Annotated in this window: 19 protein-coding genes and 3 pseudogenes; 12 read left to right on the top strand and 10 right to left on the bottom strand. The window is 67.7% G+C overall.

Features of this window, described 5'->3' with window-relative positions; all coding sequences use genetic code 11:
* Positions 1-12: 12 nt before the first annotated feature.
* On the bottom strand, positions 13-2,694 hold the full coding sequence (aceE, locus tag BX604_RS16010) for a pyruvate dehydrogenase (acetyl-transferring), homodimeric type (protein WP_098551654.1): 2,682 nt from the start codon (positions 2,692-2,694) through the stop codon (positions 13-15).
* 173 nt (positions 2,695-2,867) lie between these two features.
* On the opposite strand from aceE, the gene BX604_RS16015 reads away from it, so the two are divergent.
* On the top strand, positions 2,868-3,323 hold the full coding sequence (locus tag BX604_RS16015; RefSeq protein ID WP_098551655.1) for a MarR family winged helix-turn-helix transcriptional regulator: 456 nt from the start codon (positions 2,868-2,870) through the stop codon (positions 3,321-3,323).
* 18 nt (positions 3,324-3,341) lie between these two features.
* Here the strand turns inward: BX604_RS16015 and BX604_RS16020 are convergent, their stop codons facing one another.
* On the bottom strand, positions 3,342-4,331 hold the full coding sequence (locus tag BX604_RS16020) for a transketolase-like TK C-terminal-containing protein (RefSeq protein ID WP_257146334.1): 990 nt from the start codon (positions 4,329-4,331) through the stop codon (positions 3,342-3,344).
* Positions 4,332-4,547: 216 nt separating this feature from the next.
* Here BX604_RS16020 and BX604_RS16025 point away from each other — a divergent pair, with 216 nt between their 5' ends.
* Together BX604_RS16025 and BX604_RS16030 are read left to right on the top strand one after the other, a co-directional pair.
* Positions 4,548-5,195, top strand: coding sequence for a glutathione S-transferase family protein (locus tag BX604_RS16025; protein WP_098551657.1), 648 nt, complete (start codon positions 4,548-4,550; stop codon positions 5,193-5,195).
* A 202-nt stretch (positions 5,196-5,397) separates the two neighbouring features.
* Positions 5,398-6,915 (top strand): purine-cytosine permease family protein, encoded by a 1,518-nt coding sequence (locus BX604_RS16030; RefSeq protein WP_098551658.1) that lies wholly within the window; start codon positions 5,398-5,400, stop codon positions 6,913-6,915.
* A gap of 171 nt (positions 6,916-7,086) precedes the next feature.
* Here BX604_RS16030 and tnpA read toward each other — a convergent pair.
* Positions 7,087-7,507: pseudogene (tnpA, locus tag BX604_RS16035) on the bottom strand (IS200/IS605 family transposase); the annotation flags it as partial.
* A gap of 10 nt (positions 7,508-7,517) precedes the next feature.
* Between tnpA and BX604_RS16040 the strand changes: the two are divergent.
* Positions 7,518-7,970 (top strand): annotated as a pseudogene (locus BX604_RS16040) (RNA-guided endonuclease InsQ/TnpB family protein); the annotation flags it as partial.
* Between the two features lie 166 nt (positions 7,971-8,136).
* On the opposite strand, the gene BX604_RS16045 reads toward BX604_RS16040, so the two are convergent.
* The 3 genes from BX604_RS16045 to BX604_RS16055 form a co-directional block, all read right to left on the bottom strand.
* Positions 8,137-8,892 carry a glucose 1-dehydrogenase gene (locus BX604_RS16045; RefSeq protein WP_098551659.1) on the bottom strand — a complete coding sequence of 252 codons (756 nt, stop codon included), beginning with the start codon at positions 8,890-8,892 and terminating at the stop codon, positions 8,137-8,139.
* A gap of 43 nt (positions 8,893-8,935) precedes the next feature.
* Positions 8,936-9,472 carry a VOC family protein gene (locus BX604_RS16050; protein ID WP_098551660.1) on the bottom strand — a complete coding sequence of 179 codons (537 nt, stop codon included), beginning with the start codon at positions 9,470-9,472 and terminating at the stop codon, positions 8,936-8,938.
* 217 nt (positions 9,473-9,689) lie between these two features.
* Entirely contained in the window at positions 9,690-10,583 is an 894-nt protein-coding gene (locus BX604_RS16055; RefSeq protein ID WP_098551661.1) for a LysR family transcriptional regulator, read from the bottom strand.
* Positions 10,584-10,712: 129 nt separating this feature from the next.
* On the opposite strand from BX604_RS16055, the gene BX604_RS16060 reads away from it, so the two are divergent.
* From BX604_RS16060 to BX604_RS16075, 4 genes are all read left to right on the top strand, one after another.
* Entirely contained in the window at positions 10,713-12,044 is a 1,332-nt protein-coding gene (locus BX604_RS16060) for an MFS transporter (protein WP_098551662.1), read from the top strand.
* 8 nt (positions 12,045-12,052) lie between these two features.
* On the top strand, positions 12,053-13,150 hold the full coding sequence (locus tag BX604_RS16065; RefSeq protein ID WP_098551663.1) for a M14 family metallopeptidase: 1,098 nt from the start codon (positions 12,053-12,055) through the stop codon (positions 13,148-13,150).
* Between the two features lie 154 nt (positions 13,151-13,304).
* The gene (locus BX604_RS16070) at positions 13,305-14,450 is read left to right on the top strand and encodes a porin (protein ID WP_098551664.1); all 1,146 of its coding nucleotides are present in this window, start codon (positions 13,305-13,307) and stop codon (positions 14,448-14,450) included.
* A 65-nt stretch (positions 14,451-14,515) separates the two neighbouring features.
* Positions 14,516-14,950: a DoxX family protein gene (locus tag BX604_RS16075; RefSeq protein ID WP_098551665.1), complete on the top strand. Its 435-nt coding sequence runs from the start codon at positions 14,516-14,518 to the stop codon at positions 14,948-14,950.
* Between the two features lie 12 nt (positions 14,951-14,962).
* On the opposite strand, the gene BX604_RS16080 is transcribed toward BX604_RS16075, so the two are convergent.
* Positions 14,963-15,880 (bottom strand): LysR family transcriptional regulator, encoded by a 918-nt coding sequence (locus BX604_RS16080; protein ID WP_098551666.1) that lies wholly within the window; start codon positions 15,878-15,880, stop codon positions 14,963-14,965.
* A gap of 298 nt (positions 15,881-16,178) precedes the next feature.
* Here BX604_RS16080 and BX604_RS16085 point away from each other — a divergent pair, with 298 nt between their 5' ends.
* The 3 genes and pseudogenes from BX604_RS16085 to BX604_RS16095 all read left to right on the top strand — a co-directional run bounded on the left by BX604_RS16085 (position 16,179) and on the right by BX604_RS16095 (position 19,710).
* Positions 16,179-17,495 carry an MFS transporter gene (locus tag BX604_RS16085; protein WP_098551667.1) on the top strand — a complete coding sequence of 439 codons (1,317 nt, stop codon included), beginning with the start codon at positions 16,179-16,181 and terminating at the stop codon, positions 17,493-17,495.
* A 151-nt stretch (positions 17,496-17,646) separates the two neighbouring features.
* Positions 17,647-18,893, top strand: a pseudogene (locus BX604_RS16090) (MFS transporter).
* 205 nt (positions 18,894-19,098) lie between these two features.
* Positions 19,099-19,710, top strand: coding sequence for a cysteine hydrolase family protein (locus tag BX604_RS16095; RefSeq protein ID WP_098551668.1), 612 nt, complete (start codon positions 19,099-19,101; stop codon positions 19,708-19,710).
* A 40-nt stretch (positions 19,711-19,750) separates the two neighbouring features.
* On the opposite strand, the gene BX604_RS16100 is transcribed toward BX604_RS16095, so the two are convergent.
* The 3 genes from BX604_RS16100 to BX604_RS16110 all read right to left on the bottom strand — a co-directional run bounded on the left by BX604_RS16100 (position 19,751) and on the right by BX604_RS16110 (position 23,253).
* On the bottom strand, positions 19,751-21,376 hold the full coding sequence (locus tag BX604_RS16100; protein WP_098551669.1) for an amidohydrolase: 1,626 nt from the start codon (positions 21,374-21,376) through the stop codon (positions 19,751-19,753).
* A gap of 371 nt (positions 21,377-21,747) precedes the next feature.
* Complete coding sequence (locus BX604_RS16105; protein ID WP_257146335.1) at positions 21,748-22,563, bottom strand: helix-turn-helix transcriptional regulator; 816 nt, start codon at positions 22,561-22,563, stop codon at positions 21,748-21,750.
* Positions 22,564-22,776: 213 nt separating this feature from the next.
* Entirely contained in the window at positions 22,777-23,253 is a 477-nt protein-coding gene (locus tag BX604_RS16110; RefSeq protein WP_098551670.1) for a nuclear transport factor 2 family protein, read from the bottom strand.
* A gap of 263 nt (positions 23,254-23,516) precedes the next feature.
* Here BX604_RS16110 and BX604_RS16115 point away from each other — a divergent pair, with 263 nt between their 5' ends.
* Positions 23,517-23,915: a winged helix-turn-helix transcriptional regulator gene (locus BX604_RS16115; protein ID WP_098551671.1), complete on the top strand. Its 399-nt coding sequence runs from the start codon at positions 23,517-23,519 to the stop codon at positions 23,913-23,915.
* The last annotated feature ends 97 nt before the right edge of the window (positions 23,916-24,012 follow it).

A 24,012-nucleotide genomic window follows, 5' to 3' on the forward strand; every position in this document is an offset into this window, starting at 1 on the left:
GCGCTCACGCGCTTACACCGTCGCCGGGTCGACCTTGCCGATGTCGATCCCGTAACGCCGGATCGCCTCGCCCACCTGCGTGCGCGCGATCGTGCCGTCGTCGGCGAGCGCCTTCAGCGCCGCGATCACGATGAAGTGCCGGTCGACCTCGAAGAACGTACGCAGCGCTTCGCGCGTATCCGAGCGGCCGAAGCCGTCGGTGCCGAGCGACACGAAGCGCCGGCCGTCGACGAAGCCGCGGATCTGGTCGCCGATGATCTTCATGTAGTCGGTCGTGACGACCACGGGCCCGGTGCGGCCGTCGAGGCATTGCTGCACATAGGGCACGCGCGCCGGCGCATCCGGATGCAGCAGGTTCCAGCGCTCCGCGGCGAGCCCGTCGCGGCGCAGCTCGGTCAGGCTCGTCGCGCTCCACACATCGCTCGTCACGCCGAAGTCCTGCGCCAGCAGGTCGCTCGCGGCGAGCACCTCGCGCAGGATCGAACCGCTGCCCATCAACTGGACATGCGGCGTACCCGTGCGCGCCGCGCCGTCCCGCAGCAGATAGAGGCCCTTGAGGATGCCGGTTTCTGCGCCGTCGGGCAGCGCCGGATGCGGGTAGTTCTCGTTGAGCAGCGTGATGTAGTAGTACACGTCTTCGTGCTCCGCATACATCCGTCGCAACCCGTCGCGCACGATCACCGCGAGTTCGTACGCGTAGGTCGGGTCGTACGACACGCAGTTCGGAATCACCGACGACAGCACGTGGCTGTGCCCGTCGTCGTGCTGCAGCCCTTCGCCCATCAGCGTCGTGCGTCCCGACGTCGCGCCGAGCAGGAAGCCGCGCGTGCGTGCGTCGCCCGCCGCCCACGCGAGATCGCCGACCCGCTGCAGCCCGAACATCGAATAGAAGATGTAGAACGGAATCGTCGGCAGCCCGTGGTTGCTGTACGCGGTGCCGGCCGCGATCCACGACGCGATCGCGCCCGATTCGTTGATGCCTTCCTGCAGGATCTGCCCGTCCTTCGCTTCCTTGTAATAGCTGAGCTGGCCGGCATCCTGCGGCGTGTAGAGCTGGCCGAGATGCGAATGGATGCCGATCTGGCGGAACAGGCCTTCCATCCCGAACGTGCGCGATTCGTCCGGCACGATCGGCACGACGAGCTTGCCGAAATTCGGGTCCTTCAGCAGCGTGCCGAGGATGCGCACGAAGGCCATCGTCGTCGACAGCCCGCGCTCGCCGCTGTCCTTGAGCTGGCCGTCGAACGCGGCGAGCGGCGGCACCGGCAGCGGCGCGACGTCGCTGAAGCGGGCCGGCACGTGGCCGCCGAGCGCCGCGCGGCGTTCCGCGAAATAGCGTGCTTCGGCGCTGCCGGGTTCCGGCTTCAGGTAGGGCAGTTCGTCGAGCTGTGCGTCGCTGACCGGCAGCGCGAAGCGGTCGCGGAATGCCCGCACGGCATCCGCGCTCATCTTTTTCAGCTGATGGTTCACGTTCTGGCCTTCGCCGGCTTCGCCCATGCCGAAACCCTTGATCGTCTTCGCGAGCACCACGGTCGGTCGTCCGTCCGCGCGCATCGCCTGCGCATAGGCCGCATGCACCTTCTCCGGATCGTGGCCGCCGCGCGCCAGTTTCCAGATGTCGTCGTCGGACAGGTCGGCGACGAGGTCGAGCAGTTCGGGGTACTTGCCGAAGAAGTGCTCGCGCACGTATGCGCCGCTCTGCGACTTGAAGGTCTGGTAGTCGCCGTCGACGCATTCCATCATCCGCTGGCGCAGCAGGCCGGTCGTGTCGCGTTCGAGCAGCCGGTCCCAGCCGCTGCCCCAGATCACCTTGACGACGTTCCAGCCGGCCGCGCGGAACGTGCCTTCGAGTTCCTGGATGACCTTGCCGTTGCCGCGCACCGGGCCGTCGAGGCGCTGCAGGTTGCAGTTCACGACGAAGATCAGGTTGTCGAGCCGCTCGCGTCCGGCGAGCGAGATCGCGGCGAGCGATTCGGGCTGGTCCATTTCGCCGTCGCCGAGAAACGCCCAGACCTTGCGACCCTGATGCGGTTTCAGCCCGCGATATTCGAGGTAGCGCATGAAGCGCGCCTGATAGGCGGCCGTGAGCGGGCCGAGCCCCATCGAGACGGTCGGGAACTGCCAGAAGTCGGGCATCAGGCGCGGATGCGGATAGGACGACAGACCGTCGCGTCCCGCTTCGCGGCCGGTCTCGCGGCGGAAGTTGTCGAGCTGCGCATCCGTGATGCGGCCTTCGAGATACGCGCGGCCATAGATGCCGGGCGCCGAGTGCCCCTGGATGTAGACCATGTCGCCGTCGAACGTGTCGGTGCGGCCGCGGAAGAAGTGGTCGAAGCCGACGTCGTACAGCACCGCGGCGGACTGGTAGGTCGCGATGTGGCCGCCGACGTTCGAATGCCGGCTGGCGCGCAGCACCATGACCATCGCGTTCCAGCGGATCATCGCGTTGAGCCGCCGCTCGAGCGCGAGATCGCCCGGATAGGCCGGCTGCCGCGCGCGCGGCACGGTGTTCACATAGGCGGTCGTCACGCGGCCGTGCAGGTCGCCGTGGCGGGCCGCATCGAGATCGGCCAGCTGGTCGAGCAGGTAGTGCGCGCGCGGACGGCCTTCGAGCGCGATGACGGATTCGAGCGCATCGAGCCATTCACGGGTTTCCTGCGGATCAATGTCGGGTAGCGCGAGAGGTGCGGTCATGCAGTGTCTCCAGAAGCATCAGGCTGCGCGGGGCGACGGTCGTGGCGCCGCTGCGCGTGACGGAAGGGCCGCCGATGGGCGGCCAGATAGTTGCAATTGCAATCGTATCGAGGCCCATTGTATCGAGGTAAAATTTAATTGCAACTGCAATTCAACGAGAGGAACGACCTGACATGAGTGCACCCGAACCGGATCTGTGGTTCTCGTTTGTCCGCGCGCACCGCACGATGATTCGCGAGATCGAGCGGCGCCTCGCGGACGCCGGCCTGCCCGCGTATGCGTGGTACGACGCGTTGTGGGGGCTGGAAAGCGGGCCCGACGGCACGCGTCGCATGCACGAACTGGCCGACGTGCTCGCGATCGAGCGCTACAACCTCACGCGGCTCGTCGACCGGCTCGAACAGGACGGGCTCGTCACACGCGTGCGTTCCGCGGATGACGGCCGCGCCGCGTTCGCGAGCATCACCGACAAGGGCCGCACGCTGCGCAAAAAGATGTGGAAGGTGTACCAGTCGACGGTCGCGGAGCTGTTTCTCGACCAGTTCGGCGCGAAAGAGCAGGCGGCGATGGCCGCCGCGCTCGATCGCACGATTGCCGCTGCGCGCGATGCGGCGGCCGACGCGAAGTAGCGGCCAGCGTCGCGCGTTTCAGTCGCGCGCATACCGCTGCATGGCCCGTGCGGCCCAGTCGGCCGGCACGCGGCCGTCGTCGGCCAGCATGCGGATCGCGACCGCGGCGATCCAGCGCGCATCCGGCGCCGGCGCGCCGGGGCCGGACAGATCTGCGCCGAGTGCCGTGAAGCGGGCAGGGACGAACGCGCCGATCTGCGCGGCGACGTGTCGCGCATAGCCCGTGACCGCGAGCACCGGCGTGCCGTCTTCGCCGAGGCACGCGCTGACGTGCGCGATGCGCGGCGCGGCGTGCGGGTGCAGCAGGTTCCAGCGTTCGGCGGCGCGCGCGTCGCGCGCGAGCCGCGTGTAGCTCGGGCAGCTCCAGATCGTCGAGTCGATGCGCCATTCGTCATGCAGCAGGTCGGCGGCTTCCAGTACCTGCGCGAGCGTGCTGCCCGCGCCGCACAGACGAACCTTGGCGGCGGGGCCGGCCGCCGCGCGCCGGCCGGCCCGCACCATGCCGTTGAACGCGTCGCGGGCCGCCGTGGCGGAAAGCGGCCGCACGCCGGGCACGCAGCCGTCGTGGCTCGCGAGATAACAGAATCCGGGCTGGCCGGCGACATAGAGCGCGCGCAGCGCGCCGCGCAGGATCGCGAGCGCTTCGTCGCCCGACGCGGGATCGTATGGCGTGCACGCCGGGTTCGCGGCCAGCCAGTGCGGGACGTCGGGCATCACGCCCTTGGGCCATGACGAGCGGGACGTTTCCGCGTCGTTCACGAAGATCCCGCGGTCGACCGTTTCGGCCGACGCCAGCCGCAGCCGGTCCGTCGCATGTGCCTGCAGCAGGTACAGCAACGGCCGTTCGAACTGTCCGGCCGGATCGAGAAAGCGCAGCGGCCACGCGCTGATGCGGCGCGGTGTCGCCGCCGCGGGGACGTCGGGGCGGATGACCCAGACGCGGCCCGAGGTCGCCGCATCGCGTTCGAGGCAGTCGGCGGCCGCGCGGATCGCATCGAGCGGGGTCATCGCGTCGCGGCGGGGCGAGAGTCGCCGCGTCGTCAGCCGTTCAACGCAGGCCGCCGCGGCGCGGCGGGTGTCGGGCGTCCGCACGGGCGGACCGGATCGCGCAGTCTGCATGTCCCTCCTTCGAGTACTGGCATGTTGCCGGGCGTGTCGATCCCGGCATAGGATTGCAATTGCAACGATTGTAGTTGCAACGATAAACGAATGACAAGGACCGACATGACATCGACGCACACACTCACGTTCCATACGGCCGACACGCCGAACGGCCACAAGATCGGCATCTACCTGGAGGAGGCCGGGCTGACCTACGACCGCGTGTACGTGAACCTGTCCGCCGGCGAGCAGCGCAGCCCGGCGTTCCTCGCGATCAACCCGAACGGCAAGATCCCGGCCATCGTCGACCATGACACCGGGCTGGCCGTGTTCGAATCCGGCGCGATCCTCAGCTACCTCGCCGCGAAAACGGGCTGCCTGCACCCGGATACGCTGGCCGAGCGCACGGCGGTCCAGCAATGGCTGCATGTCCAGATCGGCGGCATCGGACCGATGCTCGGCCAGCTCTGGTGGTTCCTGCGTGCATCGAAGACGGTCAATGCAGAGGCGATCGACCGTTATCGGAACGAGGCGCGGCGCCTCTATGGCGTCGTGAACGGACGATTGGCGGAATCGCCGTATCTCGCGTCGTCGCGGTATTCGATCGCCGACATCGCCGCCTTCCCGTGGCTGCGCGCGACGGCCGAACTCGAGATCGACATCGGCGGCTACCCGCACGTCGCGCGCTGGCTCGCCGACATCGAGAGCCGGCCGGCCGTTCAACGGGGCCTGATCGCCTGCCGCGCGCCGGCGGCCGTGCCCGCGCACTGACGTTGCATCGCCCGCGCCGCAGCGATGGCGCGGGATCCCGCCGATTCCCTGCCGCAAAACATTGTTCTCCTTCGTCGTAAACGTCTCGAATGCGTGATATTTGCGCCGCCTGATCCGGTTTAGAGTGGCCGCGAATTGATGACGATGTGTCGTATGGCCGCTGTCGCGGGCCGTACCGACGCACCAGAGGAGCTGGAGACAAATGAGTGAAGGCAGGATTACGCAAGTCGAATCGTTCGGTTTCGAGCGCATTCCCGACGTATCGCGCTATGCGCGTCCGATCGATCTGTTCCGGCTGCTGTTCGGCGGCTGCAATACGTTTTCCACATCGGTGCTCGGCAGCTTTCCGGTGCTGGTCGGGCTGTCGTTCAAGGCGGGTGTCGCCGCGATCGTGCTCGGCGTCCTGGTCGGCACGTGCATCCTCGCGCCGATGAGCCTGTTCGGCCCGCGCAACGGCACGAGCGACCCGGTCTCGTCCGGCGCGCATTTCGGCATCCACGGCCGGATCGTCGGTTCGTTCCTCGCGCTGCTCACGTCGATCGCGTTCTTCTCGCTCGCAGTGTGGAGCTCCGGCGACGCACTCGTCGGCGGCGCGCACAACATGGTCGGCGTGCCGGTCAACGGCTTCACGCTCGGCGCGGCGTACATGGTGTTCGCGGTGCTCGTGCTGATCGTCTGCATCTACGGCTTTCGCTTCATGCTGTGGGTCAACAAGATCGCCGTGTGGGCCGCGAGCCTGCTGTTCGTCGCCGGGCTGTTCGCGTTCGCCGGCCTGTTCGACGTGAACTACGCGGGCACGCTGAACCAGGGCAGCGCGGGCTTCTGGGCCGCGTTCGTCGGCGCGGTGCTGGTCGCGCTGAGCAACCCGGTGTCGTTCGCGTCGACGCTCGGCGACTGGGCGCGCTACATTCCGCAGCACACGCCGAAGCGGCGCGTGATGGGCGCCGTGTTCGCCGCGCAGATCGCGACCTTCGTGCCGTTCTTCTTCGGCCTCGCGACCGCGACGATCATCGCGTCGAAGGCGCCTGCGTTCATCGCGTCGAACGACTACGTCGGGGGGCTGCTCGCCGTGTCGCCGCGCTGGTTCCTGCTGCCGATGTGCCTGATCGCGATCATCGGCGGGATGTCGACCGGCACGACCGCGCTGTACGGCACGGGCCTCGACGTGTCGAGCATGTTCCCGCGCTTCCTGAACCGCGTGCGCGCGACGCTGCTGATCGGCACGATCGCGATCGCGTTCATCTTCGTCGGCCGCTTCTGGTTCAACCTCGTCGAAAGCGTCGCGACGTTCTCGACGCTGATCGACACGTTCAGCTGCCCGTGGATGGCGATCATGGTGATCGGCTACGTGACGCGCCGCGGCTTCTATCTCGCCGACGACCTGCAGGTGTTCAACCGCGGGCTGCGCGGCGGCCACTACTGGTTCACGCACGGCTGGAACCTGCGCGCGATGGGTGCCTGGCTGCCGGCGGCGTTCATCGGTCTGTCGTTCGTGAACCTGCCGGGGCAGTTCGTCGGGCCGCTCGGCAATCTCGCGGGCGGGCTCGATCTCAGCGTGCCGGTATCGCTGGCGGTCGGCGGGCTGCTGTATTTCGTGCTGCTGACGCTGTATCCGGAGGCCGACGGCGTGTACGGCCCGCACGGGCGCTGCCTGGTGCGCGGCGGCAAGCAGGGCGCGCGCGGTGTCGGCGCGCCGGCGATCCAGCCGAAGGGGTACTGAGCGCCGCATCGCGCGTTGTATCGCGTCGAAAGACACCATGCCGCCGCGCGGGAGAACCGCCGGCGGCATGGTCGTTTTTGGACACTTGATCTGAATGCGCGTCAAACCTCGTTCGTCAGGACGAGGAAGGATAGCGCGGACGCCGTAGGCGTCCTTTGCGGCTGCTAATGCGGTTTTTTGCTGTTCGATGTATTGGCGGACGATTTCGATAGGCGCTCCGCCACAATTTCCCGCAAAGCAAGACGGAGACCACGGCGCCCCGTCCCACGACTTTTTCCGAATGCGGGCGCATTCTGCCGGTTCATGCGACTTGAGACGCCGTTGAAGCTGTTCACCAGGGACGACACGGAATCCTTGGGCGGGTAGTGCACCAGCAGGTGTACATGGCCGTGCGCACCATCGAACTTCACCCGTTCGGATTCGAAGTCCAGACAGACACTGGCGAAGATGCTGCGCATGTCGTTCAGCATCTCCGTGGTAAGCACATTGCGCCGGTGCTTGTGGTCAGGAAGACCACATGCACACGGATCAGAAAGACGCAATGGCGACCACGTCGAATGGCTTGACTCTCGCTTGTGGGCCACGCATACAATGGCCCGATCTACCTGCACAAAGCCACGACCACGATCAGCCAAAACCACGCGATGGTGTGCATCGAGGACTTGCGGGTACGAAACATGTCGAAGACGGTGGCTGGCAGCCCCGATGCGCCGGGCAAAAACGTTCGGGCCAAGTCCGGCCTGAACAAAGCCATCCTCGATCAGGGCTGGTTCGAATTTCGTCGTCAGCTGGACTACAAGCTGGCGTGGAACGGCGGCTGGCTCATTGCCGTGCCGCCGGCGAATACGAGTCGCACGTGCCCGGTCTGCGAATACGCGAGCGCGGAAAACCGGCAGACGCAGGCCGCATTCCGCTGCGTCGCGTGCGGTCATGAGGAGCATGCCGATGTGGTCGGTGCGATCAACATACTGGCGCGGGGACACCGCGTTGCAGCCTGTGGAGAGCCGGTGCAGTCAGGCCGCTCCGTGAAGCAGGAACCCGCCGAGGCGCTCTGAGATAAGCATCATCGTCTCAGACGCGGCAGGAATCCGCCGCCTTCAGGCGGCGGAGGATGTCAAGAGCGATGCATATGACGGGCCGGCCCTGACTGATCACTTCTCCGGGCTGCAAACGAAAACGCCCGCCAGGGCACAGGCGGGCGTGTGTCGGCCGAGGCGCGAGTCAGTGGAACGTGCTGCCCGCGAGCATCCCGCCGTCGACGATGAATTCCGAACCCGTGCAATATGCGGATTCGTCGGATGCGAGGAACAGCACGAGGTTCGCCACTTCGTCCGGTTTGCCGATGCGCGCGATCGGCAGCCCGCTATAGATCGACGACGGGTCGAAATCCGCGTATTCCGGCGGGCGCGCCATCACGGTGTCGATCCCGCCCGGGTGCACCGAGTTCACGCGGATCCCGTAGCGGCCGAACTCGAGCGCGGCGGCCTTGGTCATCCCGCGCACCGCGAACTTGCTCGACACGTATGCGCTGCCGCCCGCCACGCCCTCCATCCCGGCCGTCGACGACACGTTGACGATCGAGCCGCCGCCGGCATCCTTCAGCGCGGCGAGCGCCGATTTCATGCCGAGCCAGCAGCCGATCTGGTTCACGTCGATCACCTTCCGGTAGTCGTCGAGCGAACACGATTCGATCGGCACGAGCTTCAGGATCGCCGCGTTGTTCACGAGGATGTCGAGCCGGCCGAAATGCGCGAGCGTCGCCTGCACGGCGGTGTGCCAGTCGTCTTCGTTCGTGACGTCGAGATGCTGGAATCGCGCGGCGTCGCCGAGTTCGGCCGCGACGCGCCGGCCTGCGTCGTCGAGCACGTCGGCGATCACCACGCGCGCGCCTTCGGCGACGAACCGTCGCGCTTCCGCCTCGCCCTGGCCGCGGGCGCCGCCCGTGATCAGCGCCACTTTGCCTTCGAGTCGTTTCATCGTGATTGCTCCTGTGAGTGAAGTGGGACGCGTGCGGGCCCGCTCATGCGGCGGCGGCCGACGCGTCGATGATGCGGACCGGATCGGCGCCGTCCCATGCGCGCGCTTCGGCGATGCCGTGCGCGATCATGTCGCGCATCCCGGCGCCTTCGATCACTTCGACGCGCACGCCGGGATCGTCGGCGTCGTCGAGATAGGCGACGCGCGTGGCCGGGTTGGCGGCTTCGAACACGACACGCAGGCCGCGTGCCGTGAGCCGCGCCACCGCGGCGTCGAGATCGTCGACCACCCAGGCGACGTGATGCAGGCCCGCGAGCGGTTGCCCGTGCGCGTCGCGGTAGGGCGACGGCGCGTCGTTCGTCACATGGATCAGTTCGATCTGCAGGTCGCCGCGATACGCGAGCCCGACGTCCATCGTGACCGTCACCGGCTCGCCGAGGTAGCGGCCTTCGAGGCGCACGTTGCGAAATACGGTCCACGGGCCCGCGTCGTGGCGGGCGCGCCAGCGCGCGATGCTGCGGTCGAGATCGGCAACCACATAGCCGATCTGGTCGATGGGGCCGAGGACGGGGTCGTTCATGCTGTCTCCGTGACGAGGACGCGCGAGTGGGCGCCGCGCCGCTCGATGCGGATGGCGGCGCGTGACGAATGACGGCCATGATCGCAACAAAGCGGGCGTTTCGTGCCACCCAAACGGACTAGCCGCGGCGGATCAGTGCAGTGACGAGGTGGCGTACCGGGCATCGTTGCGATGCCGGGTCACGCGCGAGAGGAAGCGGGAAGGGACGGGAGACGCGTCAGCGCGGCGCGAGCACGTCGCGCACGCAGTCGATGAATTGCGCGGCGGCCGGCGTCAGCGAACTGCCGCGCCGCTGGATCGCGCACATCTGCAGCACCGGCATCGGATCGTCGAGTTCGACCCGCCGGATGCCCATGCGCTTGAATACTTCGTCCGCGAGCGGCTCGACGAAGAAGCCGACGTGGTCCATCTGGGCGACCAGCGCGAGCGCGGTCGAGATCGAATCGCCATGTACGACGCGCGACGGCACCGGTAGCCCGAACGCGCCGAACAGCCACTTGGTCGCCGACATCGGATCGTTGCCGTCGCCGGGCAGCACCCATTCGGCATCGAGAAAATCGCGCACGGCGCGCCGGTTGCGCAACGGGTGCTTGTTGCGCACACCGAGCATCAGCCGCACGGGCGCGAGCGGTTCGCTGACGAAGTCGTCGTCAAGTGTCTGCGGGTCGACATGCATGATCGCGAAGTCGGTCTGCGCATCGCGCAGCCGGGCGAGCGTGCCGGGCAGCCCCGATTCGGTGACGTGCACGGTCACGCCGGGACGCCGCTCGCGCAGCAGCCGGTAGGCCGGCACGAACACCGTTTGCGCGAACGACGTGCTGACCGCGACGCGAACGTGCCCGAAATTGCCGTCGCGCAGTTGCACGATCTCGTCGCGGGCGCGCTGCATGTCGTCGAGCAGCAGCCGTGCGCGCGGCAGCAGCGCCGCGCCGTATTCGGTCAGCACGATGCCCTTGACGCTGCGCTCGACGAGCGGCGCGCCGATCTCGCGCTCCAGTTCGCGGATGATTTTCGTGACGGCCGGCGCCGACACGCCGAGCTGCCGCGCGGCGCCGCGGATGCTCATCTGCGCGGCCACGGCCACGAATGCATGCAGCTGGTTCGGTTTCATCGCAGCCCCATGGTGCTAACCAAATGGCAACGAGTGTAATGGATTGTTGTCTTTTCGGGTAACGCTCGCCCGCCTAGAATGCGTCGCATATAACCGGTGCGATACCGCACCCAGAAGGAGACACCCGTCATGGAACCCCAACCGCAGGCCGGCGAGCAGACGCGCCGGACGATTCTCGCGACGACCGTCGGCAACGCGCTCGAGTACTACGATTTCACGGTCTACGGCTTTCTCGCGTTCATCATCGGCAAGCTGTTCTTTCCGTCGTTCGATCCGGCCGGCCAGTTGTTGCTGGCGGTCGGCACATTCGGGGCCGGATTCGTGATGCGTCCGCTCGGCGGCGTCGTGATCGGCGCGTATGCGGATCGCGCGGGGCGCAAGCCGGCGATGGTGCTGACGATCTTCCTGATGGCGCTCGGCTGCGGGTTGATCGCCGTGGCGCCGACTTATGCGGCGATCGGCGTGGCCGCGCCGATCCTGATCGTCGTCGCGCGCTCGATCCAGGGGTTTTCCGCCGGCGGCGAATTCGGCGCATCGACGACCTTGCTCGTCGAGCATGCACGGCCGCGCACACGCGGCTACATGGCGAGCTGGCAGTTCGCGAGCCAGGGGCTCGGCGTGCTGATGGCCGCGCTGACGGTCGCGATCCTGTCGTTCGCGCTGACGCCGGAAGCACTCGAACGCTGGGGCTGGCGTGTGCCGTTCGCGCTCGGGATGCTGATCGCGCCGGTGGGCGCGTACATCCGCCGCCGGCTCGAGGAAACCCACAGTGGCGATCCCGCGCGGGCCGTGGCGGGCGGCGCGCGCCGCGGCGGCCGCGTCGCGACGCTGTGCCGCGACCACGGGCGCGCGGTCGTCGTCGCGATCATGGTCACGATGGGCGGCACGGGCGCATCGTACGTCGTCAGCTTCTATATGCCGACCTATGCGATCCGCGAACTCGGGATGAGCCCGGCCATCGCGCTGTCGGCCGCGGCGCTCACGGGGGCGCTGGCGCTCGTCAGCGCGCCGTTCGTCGGGCGCTGGTCGGACCGCGTCGGCCGCAAGCCGCTGATCGTCGGGGGCCGGATCGCGCTCATGCTGCTGATCTACCCGGCGTTCGCCTGGCTGAAGGCGTCGCCGACGCCGGGCGTGCTGTTCACGGTGGTCGGCCTGCTGACGGCCGTGCTCGCGATCCAGGCCGTGCCGAGCATCACGATCCTGCCGGAGATGTTTCCCGAGTCGGTGCGTGCAACGGGCATGTCGCTCGTGTACAGCGTCGGCGTCGCGGTCTTCGGCGGCTTTGCGCCGTTCATCAGCACGTGGCTCGTCCACGCGAGCGGCAACAAGGTCGCGCCGGCCTGGTACCTGATCGTCGTCGCGCTCGTGTCGATGGCCGGCCTGCCGTATCTGCGCGACCGCACCGGCGAAGCGATCGACGCTCCCGCCGTATCCGGCGTTTCCTCCTACTCGAAGGTCTGACCCGCACCATGGAACGTACCCCTGTCACCCGTCATTTCTCCGGCTCCTATGCCGAAGCCCGCCGCAAGTTTCTCGATGCCGCCGTGCACCGGCGCGCGACGCTGGAGTCGTTCGTGCTGCCCGACCAGCGCGGTGCGCTCGGCGAAACGCTGGCGATCGACGTTGCAGGCATCGGCGTTGCCGACGCCGAGCGGCTGCTGATCCTCAGTTCGGGCACGCACGGGCCGGAGGGCTTTTGCGGCTCCGGCTGCCAGATCGCCGCGCTGTTCGACGACGACCTGATGGCCCGGCTCGCGCGTGCCGGCGTCGGGCTGCTGCTGATTCATGCGGTCAATCCGTATGGCTTCTCGTACCTGCAGCGCACCAACCAGGACAACGTCGACCTGAACCGCAACCACATCGATTTCAGCGCGGCGTTGCCGGCCAACGACGCCTATCCGGAGGTCGACCGCCTCGTGCTGACGAGCACCTGGCCGCCGTCGCCGGACGACGAGCAGGCGCTCGCCGACTATATCGCCCGCAACGGGATGCTCGCGTATCACAGCGCGCTGAGCAGCGGCCAGTACGCGACGCCGGACGGGATGTTCTTCGGCGGTCGCGAGCCGACGTGGAACAACCGCACGATGCGAACGATCCTGCGCGAGCGCGCCGCGCATGCGACGACGATCGCATGGATCGATGCGCATACGGGGCTCGGGCCGCGCGGCCATGGCGAGAAGATCTACGCAGGGCGCAACGTCGCCGCCGAACTGGCGCGCGCACGCGCGTGGTGGGGCGCGGACGTCGTCGCGCCGTTCGACGGCGAATCCGAATCGCCGGGCGTGTCGGGCCCCGTCGCGTCAATCGTGCACGACGAGTGCCCGCGCGCGAACGTCGGCCTGATGGCGCTCGAATTCGGCACGTTGCCGTTCGACGAGGTGATTTACCGGCTGCGGGCGTCGCACTGGCTGCTCCGCCATCCGGATGCGCCGGCCGAACTGCGCCGCGAGATTCTGCAGCGGATTCGCGACGCGTTCTATGGTGACGACGACGCATGGAAGGGCGCGGTCTGGGGGCAGACCCGCACGGCGCTGTTGCAGGCGCTGATGGGGCTGGCCGCGGCCTAAGCGTGGCAGCGCAGACGGCAGGAGGCCGTCTGCCGATGGAAGGACGGGCAGGGCGATTGCGTCGGTCCGATCGCTCGGACGATGGCGGAATCGTTCGTCGGTATCAAGCAACCCTGCAATACCAAAAACATAAAATTAATATTCAGGAGATCTTATGAAATTAATCGGCATCATCGCGGCAGGCGTGGCGGCTTCGTTCGCCAGCGCCGCGCATGCGCAGAATTCCGTCACGCTGTACGGCACCGTCGACAACGGCGTGAACTACGTCAGCAACCTGGGCGGCGGCAAGGCGTTCCAGGCCGTTTCGGGCACGCTGTACGGCAACCGCATCGGCTTCAAGGGCAGCGAGGATCTCGGCGGCGGGATGCAGGCGATCTTCACGCTGGAGAACGGCTACGACGCGAACACGGGGCGGCTCGGGCAGGGCGGCCTGATGTTCGGCCGGCAGGCGTTCGTCGGCCTGACCGGGCCGTTCGGCACCGTCACGCTCGGCCGCCAGTACGACGAGCTGAGCGGCGAGTATCTCGGGTTGCTGGCGGCCGGCTGCAATTTCACCGGCTATCTCGGCGCCCATGCGGCCGATGTCGACAATCTCAACGATACGGCCCGCATCAACAACGCGATCAAGTACAAGACGCCCGATTTCAACGGCTTCTCCATGGCCGCGCTGTACGGCTTCGGCGGCGTGCCTGGCAGTTTTTCCTCGAATCGCGTGATCAGCGTCGGCGCGCGGTACGCGCGCGGGCCGCTGACCCTCGATGCCGCCTACGAGACGGTCAACAATCCGGCCGTGACGCTGTGGGGCGCGAGCGCGAACCCGTCGCCGGACGCGGCGTTCTCCACCGCGCTGCCCACGCCGATCTGGGGCGGCTACCAGTCGGCATCGAAGCTGCAGACCTACGGCGCGGGCGGCAGCTACGCGCTCGGCAACGCGACATTGCGCTTCGTGTACACCAACACGCGCTTCCAGAACATCGTGCCGACGCTGAACACGCCGTATCGCGGCAGCGCATCGTTCGACAACTACGAGGCGAACGTCACGTACCTGGTTACGCCGGCCGTGTCGCTCGGTGCGGCGTACACGTACACGACGGCACCCGACGCGAAGTACCAGCAGTTCAACGTCGGTGCGCAGTATTTCCTGTCGAAGCGTACGACGCTCTACATGGTCGGCATCTACCAGCACGCGTCCGGTCTCGACTCGTACGGACGCCAGGCCGTTGCGCAGATCAACCAGACGACGCCGTCGTCGACCGCCAACCAGCTGCTGATGCGGATCGGTCTGCTCGTCAAGTTCTGATGCATCGCGCGGCGGCAGGCGGCGCCGCGCGTGACCGATATTCAATTCCGATGGAGAGAGACACGATGTTCGAAGCAGGGTTTGAACGCTATCGCGACGCCACGATCCTGGTGGCGCGCGTCGCGATGATGTGGCTGATGGTGCGGTTCGGCTGGGACAAACTGATGGCCGTATCGCATACGGTCGACCTGATGGCCGGCTACGGACTGCCGTTTCCGGCGCTGGCGGCGGCCGTGGCGATCGGTGCCGAGCTCGGGCTCGGGCTGCTGCTGATGCTCGGCTGCGGCACGCGGCCGCTGGCGGTGCTGATGGCGGCGTACACGCTCGCGACCGCACTGACCGGTCATCGCTACTGGACGATGACGGGCGGCGCGCAGATGGCGAACGCGATCCATTTCTACAAGAACGTGAGCATCGTCGGCGGGTTGCTGCTGCTTGCCGTGACGGGGGCGGGCGCCTGGTCGTTCGACGGATGGCGTGCCGCGCGCCGCCGCGCCTGACGGATCCGCGCGTTATCCCGCGTGCGGCCCCTTGACCGTCAGCCGGCAGACGGTCGCGAGCGCGAGCAGGTTCGGGTCGCGTTCGCGCCGGTGCAGGAAGCTCAGGCCGATCGTCTGACGGATGGTCGGCCCCGCGAGCGGCACCAGCGCGATCTTGTGCGCAAAGAGGTCGCGCACGCGGCCGGGCAGCAGCGCATGGCCGACGCCGCCTGACACCAGGTTGATCAACGAGAAGATGTCGCCCACGCGCATCACGACGTTCGGCGTGACGCCCGCGGCCCGAAACGCTTCCGTGAAGCCGTGGTGCGTCGCGAAGCCTTCGCCGAGCGACACGAACGGCTCATCGCGGCACGCCACCAGATCGATCGCGTCGCGCTGCGCATACGGTGAATCGATCGGCGCGGCGAAGAACATTTCATCCTCGAACAGTGCGATCGATTCGATTTCGGCGTCCGGCTCGGGCAGCGCCATCAACGTCGCGTCGATCGCGCCTTGCCGCAGCTTGTCGAGCAGGTCGGCGTTCGAGCCGAGCACGAGTTCGGCCTGCAACTCGGGGCGACGCTCCTTCAACGCGATCACGACCTCGGGCACGGTGCGGATCGTCAGCGAATACAGCGAGCCGATCTTCAACTGCCCGGCACCGTAGCCGGCGGCTTCGCGGGTCGAGCGGATCCCGTTCGCCATCGTCTTCAGCACCTCGGCCGCGACTTCGGCGAGCACTTGCGCGGCGTCGGTCGGAATCAGGTTGCGTCCTTCGTGACGGAACAGCGCGCAGTGCATGCCTTCTTCGAGCGTATGCAGCGCGCGATGCACGCTGACCGTGCTGACGTTGAGCGCCTCGGCGGCTTTCGCGAGGTTGCCGGCTTCCATGAAGGCGAGCAGCACCTCGAGCTTGCGGAAGGTGATCTCTTCGTTGATGCGAGTGCGCATGGTCGGGGCAGCGGGAAGGGCGATCGATGATTCTGCCGCAGAACCCCGGACGCAACAATGCGCGAATATCCGGAATGGGCATGTCGCGGGGTGGCGCGGCGAGACATTTAATCTGCGGTTAAGCATCCACCGCTGCCGTTAATTGATGCGGGTTTTCGGTGTCCCTATCATCGGTTCATGCCGGCTATGCGTGCGGGCCGGATGCCTTTCTCGTCCGGCCGCGCGCAGCGGTTCACGATTGCCCGCCGCACACGGCGGCGGCCATGCGGTACGGCCCACGACACAGCAGGAGACAAGCATGCGGGACTCACGTCGGAACACGCGGCATCGGCAGGTGGTGGCTGCCGTCATCGGCAATACCCTCGAGTGGTACGACTTCATCGTCTACGGTTTTTTCTCCGGCATCATCGCGCGGCTGTTCTTTCCCGCAGAGAGCCAGTACGCATCGCTGCTGATGTCGCTTGCGACGTTCGGCGTCGGCTTCTTCATGCGTCCGGTCGGCGGCATCGTGCTCGGGCTCTATTCGGATCGCAAGGGCCGCAAGGCCGCGATGCAGCTCATCATCTTCCTGATGACGCTGTCGATCGCGCTGATCACGTTCGCGCCGTCGTACGCGACGATCGGCCCGGCCGCGCCGATCCTGATCGTCGTCGCGCGACTGCTGCAAGGCTTCGCGACGGGCGGCGAATATGCGAGCGCCACGGCGTTCCTGGTGGAGAGCGCGCCTGCGAACCGGCGCGGGCTGTACGGCTCGTGGCAACTGATCGGCCAGTGTCTCGCGGTGTTCTCGGGCGCGGCGATGGGCGCGTGGGCCACGCAGTCGCTGTCGGACGCGGCGCTGCACAGCTGGGGCTGGCGCGTGCCGTTCGCGCTCGGGCTGCTGATCGGGCCGGTCGGTTTGTGGATCCGCCGTCACATGGACGAGACCGAGGCGTTCCTCGACGCGAGCAAGTCGGTCGTCGAGCCGCCCGCGAGCGTGTCGCGCGTGCTGCGCGACAACCTGCGCGGCGTGCTCGTGTCGATGGGGCAGACGATCACCGGCACGGCCGTGTTCTACGTGATGCTCGTCAACATGCCGACGTTCGTGCACAAGACCTTCGGGCTGCCGCTCGACCAGGTGTTCAAGGCGCAGATGATCGCGGTCGCGTTGCTGACCGTGACGATTCCGGTGTCCGCGATCGTGTCCGACCGCATCGGCCGGCGTCCGGTGCTGCTCGCCGGGATGCTCGCGATGCTGACGGTCACCTATCCGCTGTTCTCGTGGCTCGCCGCGGCGCCGAGCATCGGCCGCCTGCTCGTGATGCAACTCGTGATCTGCACGATCATCGGCGTCATCTACGGGCCCGCGCCGACGACGCTCGCCGAGCAGTTCGCGACGCGCTCGCGTTCGACCGGCGTCGCGCTCGCGTACAACGTCGCGGTGATGGTGTTTGGCGGCTTCGCGCCGTTCATCGTCACGTGGCTCACGCGCGCGAGCGGGTCGCCCGTCGCGCCCGCGTGGTACGTGCTGTTCGCGGCGTCGTTCGGGCTCGCCGCGACCGTGTTCATGCACGACGGCGCGCCGTGCGTGCTCGCCCGCCGGCAGTTTCGGGCCGAGCCGCTGAGCGCCGACTAGCGGCCCTCCGCTCCGGGCCGGTCAGTTATCGGCGCATGCGGCGGGCAGGCCATCTGCGCCGCCGATGGTCAGTATCGCGGGCGGCGGCCTACCGGGGGCGCCGCCCGCTCATTACGCTTGGGCGATCATCCACGCTGTCCGGAAGGTCGCCATGTCCCGGCTCGATTACACGCTGCTCGGCCCCTGCCTGCTCGCCATCGCGATCGACGCGATGGGCTTCGGTCTCGTCTATCCGATGATGTCCGCGATCTTCAGCGATCCGCATGCGGGCATCCTGCCGGCCGATGCCGGCGAGCACGCACGCAATTTCTACCTCGGTCTCGGCTACGGGATCTATCCGTTGTGCATGTTCTTCGGCTCGTCGCTGATGGGCGAGCTGTCGGACCGCTACGGCCGCCGCCGGATCCTGCTGCTGTGCCTGCTCGGCCTCGCGGCAGGCTATGCGCTGATGGCGGCCGGCGCCTGGCACGCGGGCGTCGCGCTGCTGCTGGCCGGACGCGGGCTCACCGGTCTCATGGCCGGCTGCCAGGGCATCGCGCAGGCGGCCATCACCGATCTGAGCACGCCCGAGAACAAGGCATACAACATGAGCATCATGTCGCTCGCGTTCAGCGCCGGTGTGATCGTTGGCCCGGTGCTCGGCGGCGTTACGTCCGACCGGACGATCTCGCCGCTGTTCGACTACGGCACGCCGTTCGTGCTGGTTGCGGCGCTGTCGCTGGTCTGCGCGTGCTGGACCTGGACGTCGTATCGCGATACGGCCGTGCCGCGCGGCGATACGCGCATCGATGTGCTGCTGCCGCTGCGGATCGTGTGGGAAGCCGCGAGCCAGCGTAACGTCGCGTTCCTGTCGGTGGTGTTCTTCCTGATGCAGGTCGGCACGGGCTCTACCTGCAGACCATCATGCTGTTGCTGCAGGCGAAGTTCGGTTATACGAGCGCGCAGCTCGGGCTGTTCAGCGGCTTGATCGGCGTGTGTTTCGTATTCGGCCTGCTGTTCGTCGTGCGGCTGATGTTGCGTGTGTGGGGCGTGGTCGACATCGCGAAGACGGGGCTGCTCGTCGCCGGTCTCGGCCAGATGCTGTCCGCGCTGTTTCCGCACGAGCCGGTGCTGTGGGCCCTCGCGATGGTGGTCGGCTGCTTCGACATGGTCGCCTACACGACCATGTACACCGCCTTCTCCGACGCCGTCAGCGAGGACCGGCAGGGCTGGGCGCTCGGCGTCGCGGGCTCGGTGATGGCCGTCGCGTGGGTCGTGACGGGCGCGCTCACCAACCTGCTGCCGGTGTTCGGCGAGACCGGGCTGCTGCTGATCGGCGGCGCCGGCTTCCTGCTCAGCTTCGTGATGATGGCGTTCTACGGACGCAAGCAGGCCGGGGCGCGCGCGGCATTGTCGTAGGCGGTCGCGTACAGGTTGGCCCGATTCTGTCGGACGTTGTCCTGCGGGCCGCTGTCGCGCGCGGCTGCGCGGCCCGACACTGGCGCTTCGCGGTCACGGCAGGCCCGCCACCGGCGGTAACCGGGCCGAGCGATCGCGTCCGGCGGCGCTGGCCCGGCCGTGCCGCCGTTCCGTTCGATGTGCCAACCTGAGTAGAGAGCGACCCATGCAACATCCGACCATCCGCACCCTGGCCGGCGCGAGCGCGCCGACGTCGATCGACGCCGCCCGCACCGCGCTGCTGGTGATCGATTTCCAGAACGAGTATTTCAGCGGCCGCCTGCCGATTCCGGAAGGGCCGCGTGCGCTGGGCAACGCGCAGCGCGTGATCGCATTCGCCGATCGCGCGGGCATTCCGGTATTCCACGTGCAGCACGTCGGCGCGGCCGGCGGCCCGATCTTCGCGGACGGCAGCGACGGCTTCCGTTTTCATGCGGACCTGCAACCGGCGCCGCAGCACACGGTCGTGAAGAAGACGTCGGTCAGCGTGTTTCCGACTACAGACATCGACGCGCGCCTGAAGGCGGCCGGGATCGACACGCTGATCGTCACCGGGCTGATGACGCATGCGTGCGTTGCCGGCGCGGCACGCGATGCGGTGCCGCTCGGCTATGCGGTGATCGTCGTCGACGACGCATGCGCGACGCGCGACCTGGATGTTGCGGACGGCAGCACGGTGCCGTACCGCGACCTCCATCGCGCGACGCTCGCCGCGCTGTCGGACACGTTCGGCGATGTGCTGACGACCGATCAGGTGCTCGCGCTCGACGTCGCCTGACGAGCGCCCGGCCGGCGTCTGGCGCTCGCCCGGCCGGTGCTCAATCGGCCCACCCAGGCGCGGCATACACGACTTCGCCGCGGAAGCAGGTCTCGAGCACGCGTGTTTGCGCGAACGTGCCGACCGGGTGTTCGAACGGATTGCGGTCGAGGATCGCGAGACTCGCGTCCTTGCCCGCTTCGAGCGAGCCGGTGCAATCGTCGAAGCGCAGCGCATACGCGGTGTTCACCGTATAGGCCTCGAGCATCGTGAGCAGGTCGAGGCGTTCGTGCGGATTCCACGGCGGGCTGTCGGGCTGGTCGATCAGCCGGTGCGTGACGCCGGTCTGGATGATCTGCATCGGGTCCATCGTGCTGACCGACCAGTCGGAACCCGCCGCGAGCATCGCGCCCGCGTTGCGCAGGCTGCGGAACGGATAGTTGCGGGCGGTGCGTTCGGCGCCGAGCAGGTCGCGATAGAGCTGCTGCTGCTCCTCGCGCGCGGCCGTCCACAGGGTCTGGACGCTCGCGATCGCGCCGAGCCGGTTGAAGCGGCCCATGTCGGCCGGATCGACGAGCTGCAGGTGCGCGAGCTGCGCACGGCGGTCGCGCATGCCGTTGCGGATCTGCACGTATTCGAGCGCGTCGAGTGTCATGCGTACCGCGCGGTCCGCCAGCGTATGGAAGTGCAGGTCGAAGCCGGCCGTATCGGCGAGCAGGCAGATTTCGTTGAGTGCGTCCTGGCGCCACAGCGCGAGGCCGCAGTCGTCGGTGCCGGCGTACGGTTCGAGCAGCGCGGCGGTTTTCGATTCGGGCACGCCGTCGACGAAGATCTTCACCGTATGCAGGCGCAGGTTGTCGCGCTCGTACTCGCGACGCCACGCGACGAAGCGCTCGATCTGTTCGCGCGGATCGCGGCGCGGGTTCGCGTAGAGGCCCGCGCTCATGTACGTCTTCAACTGGCCGGCACGTTGCGCGGCGGCATAGGCCTTGAGCTCGGCCTCTTCGACGCGCGCGTCGAACCAGCCCGTGATCCCGTAGCCGTGCGCCATCGCATGCGCTTTCGCGAGCGACTTCGGATAGCCGGCCGGACTCAGTTGCGGAATGATCGGGCAGACGCGGTAGAACGCCGCTTCGTGCACGACGCCGTTCGGCGCGCCCGATGCATCGCGCTCGTACACGCCGCCGGTCGGGTTGGGCGTATCAGCCGTAATGCCGGCCGCTTCCAGCCCCTTCGTATTGAGACAGCCGCTGTGCACGTCGAAGCCGACCACGAGCAGCGGCCGATCGGGCACGATCCGGTCGAGCAGTTCGCGGCTCGGATACGCGCCGAACGCGGCGAGGTTCGCGCCGCCGAGATAGACCCACGGTTCGTTCGGCGTCGCGTCGGCACACGCGCGGATGCGCTGCAGGATCGCGTCCGGGTCGTTGATTCCGGACAGATCGAAATCGCCGAGAATCTGATGACCTTCGAGCGGGTGCACGTGGCCGTCGATCAGGCCCGGCAGCATCAGCCTGCCGGCCAGATCGACCATGCGCGTCGCGGGGCCGGCGAGCGGGCGGATGTCGTCGTCGCGACCGACGGCGACGATCTTGCCGTCCTTCGTGGCGAGCGCCTGCGCGAAGCGGCGCTGCGCGTCGCCGGTGTAGAGCAGGCCGTTCAGATAGACGGTGTCGGCGTGTTGCATGTGTCTCCTCCGGATCGGGGAATCGACGGGCGCACGCGTCCAGCGGGCGGGCCGTCAGGCTCGTCCGGTCGCGTGGACCCGGTCGGTTGGAATGGAATGAAGGGCGTTATGCCCGCGTGCGGCGCGGTACGCGATGCCGGTTCTGACGTGCGATGTGCGTCGGCCCGTCGTCGCGGAACGCATGCCCGGCCGGGCATGCGTTCATCCGTGGTTCGGCATCGCGTGTCTCCGTTGCATCCGACGCGCCGCTGTCGTCGGGTGAGTCAGATACTAGAAGCGGGCCGGCGGGCTGTCTGTCATCGTTTTAAGGACAAGCGCGACAAAGGCGGGAAGGCGGGGCGTCCGGAAGACGCAGACGGGGATGCGATTCTCTAGCGATCGCCGGCGGCCGGCGCGTCTTCGTCCGTCACGCACCATGCGAAGAGCCCGGCCCGGTTCGCGATGCCGAGCTTCGCGAGTGCACGGCCGAGGTAGGTGCGCACGCTGCTCGGCTTGAGCGCGAGCGTGTCGGCGATCTGCGGGACGGGCCGGCCTTGCAGCACGGCGCGGCACACGAGCCGCTCGCGCTGCGACAGCGCGGCGCCGCTGGCCGTGAGCCGTTGCTCGAACCGTTGCAGTAGCGCGCCGTCGTCCTGGCGCGGCGTGAGGCGCGCCAGGCGCGCGTGCTGGATCAGCAGCGGCAGCACGAAATCGCCGAGCTGCCGCAGCAGGCTCAGCTCGGCCAGCGTATAGGACGGCTGGCCGCGCCGCCGGAACAGCGAGAACGCATAGACGTAATCGCGCTCGCTGCCGAGCAGCGTGCAGTCCTCGCCGAGGTCGCCCAGCGCGAACTGGCGTCCGTACTCGGTCGCCGTGTCGATTTCCTCGTTGCACGAGAACACGAGCTGCGAATCGGTGACGCGTTCGATATGCGGCAGCAACGTGTCGTTGCGCCAGTCGCCCTGTGTATACAGATCGAGCGCATGGCGCGTGCCGCCGGGATCGTCGCCGCCCGCGAAGAACAGCACGTCGACGCCGTCGACCGCCTGCGATCCCGCGCCGCGCCGATAGCGGGTCGCGACGCTGTAGTGGGATTGCGTATCGACCGTTTCGCGCAGCCATGCCCAGAGCCGGGCGGGGAACTGCGGACTGCCGAGGCTGGCGACCAGGTCGCCGGCGCGATTCAGGGAAATGTGGGCGGGGTTCATCGTGGACACCATCTTCGCGAACGGCCGCCCGCGTCGGCCGTGCTGCGCGCGCGGTGGCGCGCGCACGGATGACGGCCCCGATCCGGTCAGGGGAGCCGGGGCGGCGTGGCGGCGATGCACGATTGTAGGTGACTTCGCCGGCGCCGGGCGGCCATGCCGTTGCGCGCGGTGCCCGCCGCGCGCCGATGGGCACCGATGCGCGGTCGCGGCCGGTCAGAACATCGTGTTCGCGTTCGCGGACTTTTCCGGCACCGGCTGGATCACGTCCCAGTGTTCGACGATCTGTCCGTCCTTCACGCGGAAGATATCGACGACCGCTTCGCCGCGATCGCCCGGATGTTCGGTCGCATGCACGTGCAGATAGACGAGATCGCCGTCGGCCGCGCTGCGGACGATGCGTGCGCGCGATTCCGGGTTCTTCTGAAAGGCGCCGACGAAGTACGACACGAACGGCTTCTTGCCGTCGGGCACGTGCGGGTTGTGCTGTTTGTAGTTGTCCGCGACGACGCCCGCGGCTTCGACCGCTTCATGCTTGTTGAAGAAGCGGTCGTAGAACCTCAGCACGAGCTGGCGGTTGGCTTCCTCGGAGGCCACGTCGCGCGTGGCCGGGCCGGCGGCCAGCGCGGCCGTCGATGCGGCGAGCAGGACGAACGCGGCGATGGTGCGAACGGGGAAGCGTAGCGATGACATGTCGGGGTTCCTGGTCTGGCGATTCGTGGATGGCGCGCGGTATGCGACTGCGGGTCGCGCCGATCGTGAGGATCGGTGCGTGACCGGGTGTGGCTCGCGCGATGCCGGCGTGCAGCCGCATGCTTCGTAGAACTGGTGAAACCGTGCGGCCCGTCGGGTCGCTCGAATGGTACAGTTGCCGCGAACCCGTCACAAGAAGTCACTGCGGTGTGAACAGGTCACACCGCAGTGACCTCGTATTGCCCGTGAAAGAGAATCCCGCCATGCCGTTCCCGTTCCCGTCTCCGTCCGCCGACGATTCCGTCGAACTCGATCAGCCCTGTCCGATTCGCGATGTGCTCGACCGTATCGGCGATCAGTGGAGCCTGCTCGTGCTCGAAGCGCTGTCCGGCGGCACGTTGCGCTTCAACGAACTCGGCCGCGCGATCGGCGACGTGTCGAAGCAGATGCTGTCGCGCACGCTCAAGCGGCTCGAGCAGGACGGCTTCGTCAGCCGCACGCTGTACGCCGAAGTGCCGCCGCGCGTCGAATATGCGCTGACCGAGCTCGGTCAGTCGTTCCTGACGCCGATGCACGCGATGATCCGCTGGGCCGACGAGCATCATCGTGCGATTTGCGCCGCGCGTCGTCGTGCGCGGGAGCTGGAAGGCAGTGGGCGTTGAGCGGAGCGCGGCACGCCGGGGCGCCATCCCGATGCGTGGCGAACCGGCGCGTATGCGCTTGCTTTGGTATCGGATGATTTCGTCATCCGAATTTTTC

The organism is Burkholderia sp. JKS000303, from assembly GCF_002563755.1.
Lineage (GTDB): Bacteria > Pseudomonadota > Gammaproteobacteria > Burkholderiales > Burkholderiaceae > Burkholderia > Burkholderia anthina_B.